A 6726-nucleotide genomic window follows, 5' to 3' on the forward strand; every position below is an offset into this window, starting at 1 on the left:
CAGCAGGCTGGCCTGCGGCAGCAACAGCGGCAGGCAGACAAGCCAAAGTGGCCAAGGGCGGCGCCCCGCTTGCGCCTCCAGACTACACACCGTCATCACCAGCGCTACCGCCCCGCTCGCCAGCGCCAGCAGGATGCTGGTGGTCAGCAGCAGCGACAGGGTGGGCAGCAGGTCCAGCCAATAGCGGCCGCTCCACTGGCTTGGCCAGAGGGCGGGAAAGGGCCAGCGCCGCGCCAGCGACCAGAGCAGCAGCGCCGCCAGCACCGCCAGATTGATGGCGATCAGGGTCACCACGCTGCCCGTAGCAAGGGTGTGGCCAAGGGAGCTTGGGTTTGCTCGTTTGCCATCGAGCCAGCCGGGTTTGCCAAGGGCTCTATGCGCCAGCTCCAGCAGCCGCAACAGGGCCAGCAGCAGCGCCGTGATGGCGAGCAGCAGCAGAGCGCCGCTGGCGGTAGCGCCGCGCCAGAGCAGATCCGGGTCCTGATACCAGAGCCACAACCGCACCGCCAGCGGGGCGGGGAGATCGGGCCCGAGCAGCTGGGCCAGATCCACTACGGCTACCCCGTAGGCCGCCACCGCATAGAGGGGCAGGCGCAGGGCAGGCCAGAGCGCCGGCAGCAGCAGGCGCCACCAGAGCTGGGGGGCGCTGAAACCAAGGCTTGCCCCCAGCCACTGCTGGCGCGCCACCCTGGCGGGGTCTTGTGCGGCGATCGTCATCAACAGCAGGAAGGGAGTCTCCTTGAGGGTCAAGGCGAGGATAAGCCCGAGCCCGGCGGGATCGCGCAGGGTCTGCCAGTCGGGAGGTAGTTCAAATCCGGTGAGGGTCGGCGAGAGCAGGCGCAGCAACCAGCCGGAGGGGGCGAGCAGAAAGGCAAAACCGATGGCAAAGGCAACGTGAGGCATGGCTAGCAAGGGCGAGAGCAACCGACGCAGCCAACAGAAGGCCCGGCTGTCGCTGTGGGCCAGCAGCAGGGCAGTCAGCAGCAGGCTGGTCAGGGTCGAGGCGGCGCCAATCCACAGGCTCAGCAGCGCCGAGTGCCAGAGGCCCGGTTGGGCCAGCAGCAATTGCAGATGGGGTCGGGTCAATCCCTCAGCCAGCAGTAGCCAGCCCCCCGCCAGCAGCGGAAGGCCAAAAACCATAGCACACCCGGCGGTGAACAGGGGGCGCCAACCGAGGGAATCGTAGCCAAACCGGCTCATCAGTGGCCGTAGCGCTCGGCCCAGGCGGCTTCGAGCCTGAGCTGCCAGCTGGGATGGGGCTCTGCCACGGCCTTGAAGCGCAGTGCCGGTTGTCCCTTGGCGGAGTCCGGCAGGGCATCGCTGCGCAGCACGCTGGGATCGCCCCAGTACGCCGGATCCGCCTTGCGCGCCTGAGCGGCAGGGCTTAGCAGGAAGTTGGCGACCACCTTTGCCCCCGCGCGGGCGTTGGCGTTGAAGGGGATGGCGAGAAAGTGGCTGTTGGTGAGCGACCCCTTCGCCATGGCGACCGCCTCGACGCTGGGGGGCAGGGCGCCAATCTGGGCGGCGCTCTGCGCCTCCTGCGGGTTGAAGCTGATGGCCATCGCCAGCTCGCCATCATCGAGTAGCTGGCGGGTTTCGGCGGCGCTGCTGGGGAACAGCTTGCCCTTGCGCCAGAGTGCCGGATGCAGCTCATCGAGCCAGGCCCAGAGCGGAGCTGTGACCCTGATGAATTCGGCATCGGTTGCCTCCCGATAGAGGGGGGCGGGATCCGGCGTCAGCTCCAGCAAGATTTGCTTGAGAAAGCTGGAGCCATGGAACTGGGGCGGCTTGGGATAGGTGAAGCGGCCGGGATGGGCCTTTGCCCACGCAAGCAGAGCTGCTGCCGAGGTGGGTGGGCTGGTGACCTCTTCGGTGTCGACCATCAGATTGAGCTGGCCGATGCCCCAGGGGGCTTCCAGCCCTTCCACCGGCAGGGTGAAGTCCTCACTCACCGGCAGGCTGTTGTCTACCAGCGCCATATTAGGCAATTCCTGCGTAAAGGGGGCGCCGAGCAGCCCCTGCTCCTTGAGCGCCTTGAAGTTCTCGCCGTTGACCCAGAGCAGGTCGATGGGGCCGCCAGCTTGCTTGCCCGCCTGCTTGTTGGCCAGCAGCTGGCTGACGCTCTGGGCGATGTCATCCACCTTCACCTGCACCAGTTTGACCTGATAGTCACGCGCCAGCTCCTGCCCGGCCCATACCAGATAGGCGTTGATCTCCGGGCTGCCACCCCAGGCGTTGAAGTAGACGGTCTCTCCTTTCGCCTCCTCAAGGGTCTGCTGCCACTGCGGGTTGTCGCCGGCGTTGGCCTGAGTGAAGAGGAGGCTGCCTGCCAGCAGGGGCAGGGCACGCAGCAGCTGCTTGAACGAGGGCAATGAGTGTCGCATCCGGGTTACCTGGGGTTGGGTCAGGCGCCGCGGCGCCAGCGGTGATAACGGGTCAGCAGAGCCAGCAGGGTGGCGGGCTGACGAGCCCGTCGCCACTCGCCCGCCAGATACTTGTTCCCCTCCATCAGGGTGGGGTAGGCGTGAATGGTGGCAAGGATCTTGCCAAGGCCCAGACGGTGGCGCATGGCGAGCACGAATTCGGCGATCCGCTCACCGGCGTGAGTGCCCACCAGGGTGGCACCCAGGATCTGATCTTTGCCGGGTACGGTGAGTACCTCGATAAAGCCCTGACGCTCGCCGTCAGCGATGGCTCTGTCCAGCTCGGCCAGCTCGAAGCGGGTCAGCTCGAAGGGGATGCCCTGCGCCCTGGCCTCTTTCTGGTTGAGGCCGACCCGGGCGATTTCGGGGGTGGTGTAGATGGCGGCCGGCATGACCCGATAGTCGGCCCGAAAGCGCTTGAACGGACTGAACAGGGCGTTGATTGCGGCATACCAGCCCTGATGGGAGGCGGCATGGGTGAGCTGGTAAGGGCCCGCTACGTCCCCCACCGCCAGAATGCTGGGGTAGTTGGTGGCAAGGAAGCCATCGACCGCTACCGTGCCGTTCGGAGCCAGCTCCACCCCCAGCTCTTCGAGCCCGAAGCCGCTGACGTTGGCGACCCGACCCAGCGCCAACAGCAGCTGATCCCCTGCAATGGTTTGCGTTTCGTCGCCCCGGCGCAGTTGCAGCCGGATGGGGAGATCCTCAACCGCAGGCAGATAGTCGGCTCGCTCGGCACGCCAGCCGGTGAGCACCCGTACGCCGTCGCGGGCCAGCTGATCCGCCAACAGCTCGGCCACCTCCCGCTCTTCGCGGGGCAGCAGCTGATCCGAGAGCTCTACCAAGGTAACGGGCACACCTAGCAGGGTAAAACTTTGGGCCAGCTCGCAGCCTATGGGGCCGCCGCCCAGCACCAGCAGCTGGCGCGGCGCAGTGCGCAGTTGCCAGAGAGTGTCGGAGGTGAGGTAAGGCACCTGCTCAAGGCCCGGCAGCTTGGGCACCAGCGGCCGGGCGCCGGTGGCGAGCACGATATGGCGGCTGGCAAGGCGCTGACCGTTCACCTCCACCTGCCAGGGAGAGACCAGCCGCGCCTCCCCTTCGATGCACTCCACTCCAAGTCCTTCATAGCGCGCCACCGAGTCATGGGGTTCGACCTCCTTGATGACGCGGGCGACCCGCTCCATCACGGCGGCAAAATCGGCGCAGGTTTTGCTCGGGTCAAAACCCAGTTCACTGGCCCGGCGCTGCTCTGCGGCAAAGCGGGCACTTCGGATCAGCGCCTTGGAGGGGACGCAGCCGCTGTTGAGGCAATCGCCTCCCATCTTGTGCTTCTCGATGAGCGCCACCTTGGCCTTCACCGCCGCGGCAATATAGCTGGTGACCAGTCCGCCGGCCCCGGCGCCAATCACCAGCAGGTTGTAGTCATAGCGGGTCGGCTTGCGGTAGGGGGCGTGTAGCCGATGCAGGGCGAGGCGCCGCTGCAGGCTCTTGAGCAGCATCGGCATCAGCCCGAGCAGGGTCAGCGCCACCATCAGGCCGGGGGAGAGGATATTGCCGGTGCTGGTGAGGTTGGCAAGCTCGTTGCCCGCCAGCACGTAGACGAAGGTGCCGGGCAGCATGCCAAGCTGGCTTACCCAGTAGTAGGTGCTGACTCTGATAGGGGTGAGCCCCATCAGCAGGTTGACCAAAAAGAAGGGGAAGATGGGGATGAGGCGCAGGCTCAGCAGATAAAGGGCGCCTTCCTTCTTCATGCCGGCCTGCAAGCTGGCCAGCTTGTCACCAAAGCGCCGCTCGACCCAGTCGCGCAGCAGAAAGCGGGCGCTGAGAAAGGCCAGGGTCGCACCAATACTGCTGGCAAAGGAGACCAGCAGCAGCCCCCAGGCAACGCCGAACACGGCGCTGCCGGCCAGGGTAAGCAGGCTGGCGCCAGGCAGAGAGAGGGCGGTGCTCACCACATAGACGGCGACGAACAGCAGGGCGGCGCTGACGAAATGGCGGTCGACCAGGGCGGCCAGCTCGACCTGACGGGCTTGCAGCTGGGGCAGGCTCAGGTAGTGGCCAAGGTCGAAGGCGAAAAAGGCGCCGATGAGGCAGCCCATCACCAGCACCAGCAGCAGGCGGGAGCCTCTCATCAGGCGTCCTTGCTATCCGGCTGGGCCGGACGCACTGGCTGCACCGGCAGCTGGCAGAAGCCTTGCGGGGCGATATCGAGGGCGGCGTTGAACTTGGCCGACATGTTCTGGAAGGCGATGAGGCCGGTCAGCTCCACCATGGCATCGTCGTCGAACCAGGGCTTGAGGCGGGCAGCCTGCTCATCGCTGACCCCATCGAGGCCCGTCATCGCCTCGGTGTAGTCGAGCACGGCCCGCTCCCGCTCGTCGAATAAGGGGCTTTCGCGCCAGTTTGCGAGTACCTCCACCTTCTCGCTGGAGCCCGCCCGCTTGATGAGGGTCATGGCGTTGATGTCGACGCAGAAGCGGCACCAGTTGAGCTGGGAGACCCGCACCGTCACCAGGGAGCGCAGCACGGGGTCGATGGGGGAGCGCTTGCGGTTGATGACGCCATAGAGGGTGGCGACGGCAGCAAACAGGCGCGGTGAGCGGCCCCAGCACTTGCCGGGAATGAGCACCTGACCGTAGTTGCGCTGTTGCAGCCAGAAAAAGGGGCGGATAAACCAGGCATATTCCCGGTCGGGTTTCACCTCGACGCGCATTGATGACCTTCTTATTGCTTCAAATTGGGTTTGTAGGCCTGACCCAGCCGCTCGTTGAGGCGGATCAGAAAATCCTCGATCCGTGCCCGGTTGGTGCCCAAGTCGCTGCGCCCCTGACGGGAGGCGGAGCGCATGTCGATGCGGGTTTCGCTGGGGCCAACAAAAATTCGCAGCGCCACATCATCCTGAAAACCGAACCAGCCGGTAGTGGCAACCGCATCGAGACCATCCGGACTTGGCCGCACCTGCCAGCCGAGCTGCTCCATCAGGGCGTGGGCTTCGGTGAGCACCTCGGCCGGGGAGGCCTTGGTATAGAGAGGACCGGGTTTCCCCTCAAATGCTTTCAACGGAGCCGGATTAATCGGCAGATCCTGCGCCGTTCTGAGCTCGCTGGCCCAGCGCAACAGGGGCGGGTTGTAAGGATCCGTACTGACATCGTTGACCAGCGGTACGCGCAGCGCCTGTATCACAAAGGCCAGAGGCAGCAGCAGCGGCACGGCGCCCCAGCCATTGGCGTGTCGGCTGCGGCACCAGGGCAGGCGCACCAGCAACACCAGAGAGATGATGGCTCCAAGCAGGCAGAGGGTGAACCCGAGCCACCAGGGCCAGAGATGAAAGCGGCTGCCAAGAGCCCCTGCCAAAGGGAGCAACCAGGCCAGCAGTGGCCACCTGTATAAGCTGGGCATAGCGCGGGATCCATCCTCGAAGTGCGGAACGTGCCGAGAAGAATAAACTTAATAGCCTGATAACGTTAGTAAATTCGTGTGTGCTCAGGGGGCTTTTGGCCCATGAGTCAAAGGAGACGGTAAAACAGCGAGAGGCCCGTTGCAAACGGGCCTCTCTGGAAGGGGATTGGGGCGCGTTGACGGGTTGGATCAGTTGCGATAGAGCACCTTGATAAGGTGGAAGCCGAACTTGGTTCGCAACGGCCCCAGTACCTTGAGCAGCTCGCCCTTGAATACCGCATCGTCAAAGGGCTTGACCATATCCCCTTTGTTGAACTCCCCCAGATCGCCGCAGCGTTTGGCAGAGGCACAGGTGGAAAAACGCTTGGCCATCTGGCCGAAGTCGGCGCCCTTTTCGATCTTCTCCTTGATCTCCAGACACTGTTTTTCGGTCTTGACCAGAATGTGCTGGGCACAGGCTTTTTTCATCGGGGCGCTCCTCGGGTATTGGGGTTGGCAAATCGGGGGCGCAAGGTTACCTCAATTGGCCGCGTCCGTCAGCCGCCAGCGCAGCTTTGGGGCGTGCCTGCCAGATTATCTCCAGCCCGAGCAGGGCGTAGAGGCTCCAGATGGCCAGCGGATTGAGCCACTCGCCGCCCAGTTGCATGGTCATCAGGGCGCCGGCTGCCAGCAGCAAGGTGATCCCCGGCAGGCGCCAGTAAGCGGGCAGCGGTGCCAGCAGAGCCATGGCCAGCAAGATCCCGAGGCCAAACGGCAGGTTGAGTGCGGTAAAGGCCAGCGCCTGCTGGCCACTCATGCCGGTCAGCAGGGCCAGCAGGGCGCTGCAACAGGCGAGAAAGGTGATGAACTCGAGACGATCGGCAATATAGTCAGCCATCTGTTCGCTACGTGCATGCATGATGTG

At 64.9% G+C, this 6726-nt stretch carries 7 protein-coding genes; all 7 read right to left on the reverse strand.

The genetic code is table 11. The features are described from left to right. Positions 1–1200, reverse strand: a 1200-nt coding sequence (locus AACS24_RS05750; protein WP_108570535.1) for an ABC transporter permease, incomplete at its 3' end; no start/stop codon positions are given. Continuing rightward, the gene (locus tag AACS24_RS05755; protein ID WP_181364143.1) at positions 1200–2384 is read right to left on the reverse strand and encodes an ABC transporter substrate-binding protein; all 1185 of its coding nucleotides are present in this window, start codon (positions 2382–2384) and stop codon (positions 1200–1202) included. The genes AACS24_RS05750 and AACS24_RS05755, both read right to left, overlap by 1 nt. Positions 2385–2404: 20 nt before the next feature. After that, positions 2405–4555: an FAD-dependent oxidoreductase gene (locus tag AACS24_RS05760; protein WP_108570537.1), complete on the reverse strand. Its 2151-nt coding sequence runs from the start codon at positions 4553–4555 to the stop codon at positions 2405–2407. After that, positions 4555–5136: a carboxymuconolactone decarboxylase family protein gene (locus AACS24_RS05765; RefSeq protein WP_108570538.1), complete on the reverse strand. Its 582-nt coding sequence runs from the start codon at positions 5134–5136 to the stop codon at positions 4555–4557. Before AACS24_RS05765 ends, AACS24_RS05760 begins: the two co-directional genes overlap by 1 nt. Before the next feature lie 11 nt (positions 5137–5147). Continuing rightward, positions 5148–5822: a DUF1499 domain-containing protein gene (locus AACS24_RS05770; protein WP_108570539.1), complete on the reverse strand. Its 675-nt coding sequence runs from the start codon at positions 5820–5822 to the stop codon at positions 5148–5150. 189 nt (positions 5823–6011) lie between these two features. Further along, complete coding sequence (locus tag AACS24_RS05775) at positions 6012–6290, reverse strand: peptidylprolyl isomerase (RefSeq protein ID WP_108570540.1); 279 nt, start codon at positions 6288–6290, stop codon at positions 6012–6014. A gap of 46 nt (positions 6291–6336) precedes the next feature. Beyond that, positions 6337–6720, reverse strand: a complete 384-nt coding sequence (locus AACS24_RS05780) for a hypothetical protein (protein ID WP_033113443.1) — start codon at positions 6718–6720, stop codon at positions 6337–6339. Between the last annotated feature and the right edge of the window lie 6 nt (positions 6721–6726).

Source organism: Aeromonas sp. HMWF016 (assembly GCF_963878195.1).
GTDB classification, from domain to species: Bacteria; Pseudomonadota; Gammaproteobacteria; order Enterobacterales; family Aeromonadaceae; genus Aeromonas; species Aeromonas lacus.

Excerpts from the sequence above, each read along its gene's own strand:
- AACS24_RS05780 (WP_033113443.1), bottom strand. The coding sequence starts at position 6,720 with ATGCATGCACGTAGCGAACAGATGGCTGACTATATTGCCGATCGTCTC.
- AACS24_RS05755 (WP_181364143.1), bottom strand. The coding sequence starts at position 2,384 with ATGCGACACTCATTGCCCTCGTTCAAGCAGCTGCTGCGTGCCCTGCCC.
- AACS24_RS05770 (WP_108570539.1), bottom strand. The coding sequence starts at position 5,822 with ATGCCCAGCTTATACAGGTGGCCACTGCTGGCCTGGTTGCTCCCTTTG.
- AACS24_RS05760 (WP_108570537.1), bottom strand. The coding sequence starts at position 4,555 with ATGAGAGGCTCCCGCCTGCTGCTGGTGCTGGTGATGGGCTGCCTCATC.
- AACS24_RS05775 (WP_108570540.1), bottom strand. The coding sequence starts at position 6,290 with ATGAAAAAAGCCTGTGCCCAGCACATTCTGGTCAAGACCGAAAAACAG.
- AACS24_RS05765 (WP_108570538.1), bottom strand. The coding sequence starts at position 5,136 with ATGCGCGTCGAGGTGAAACCCGACCGGGAATATGCCTGGTTTATCCGC.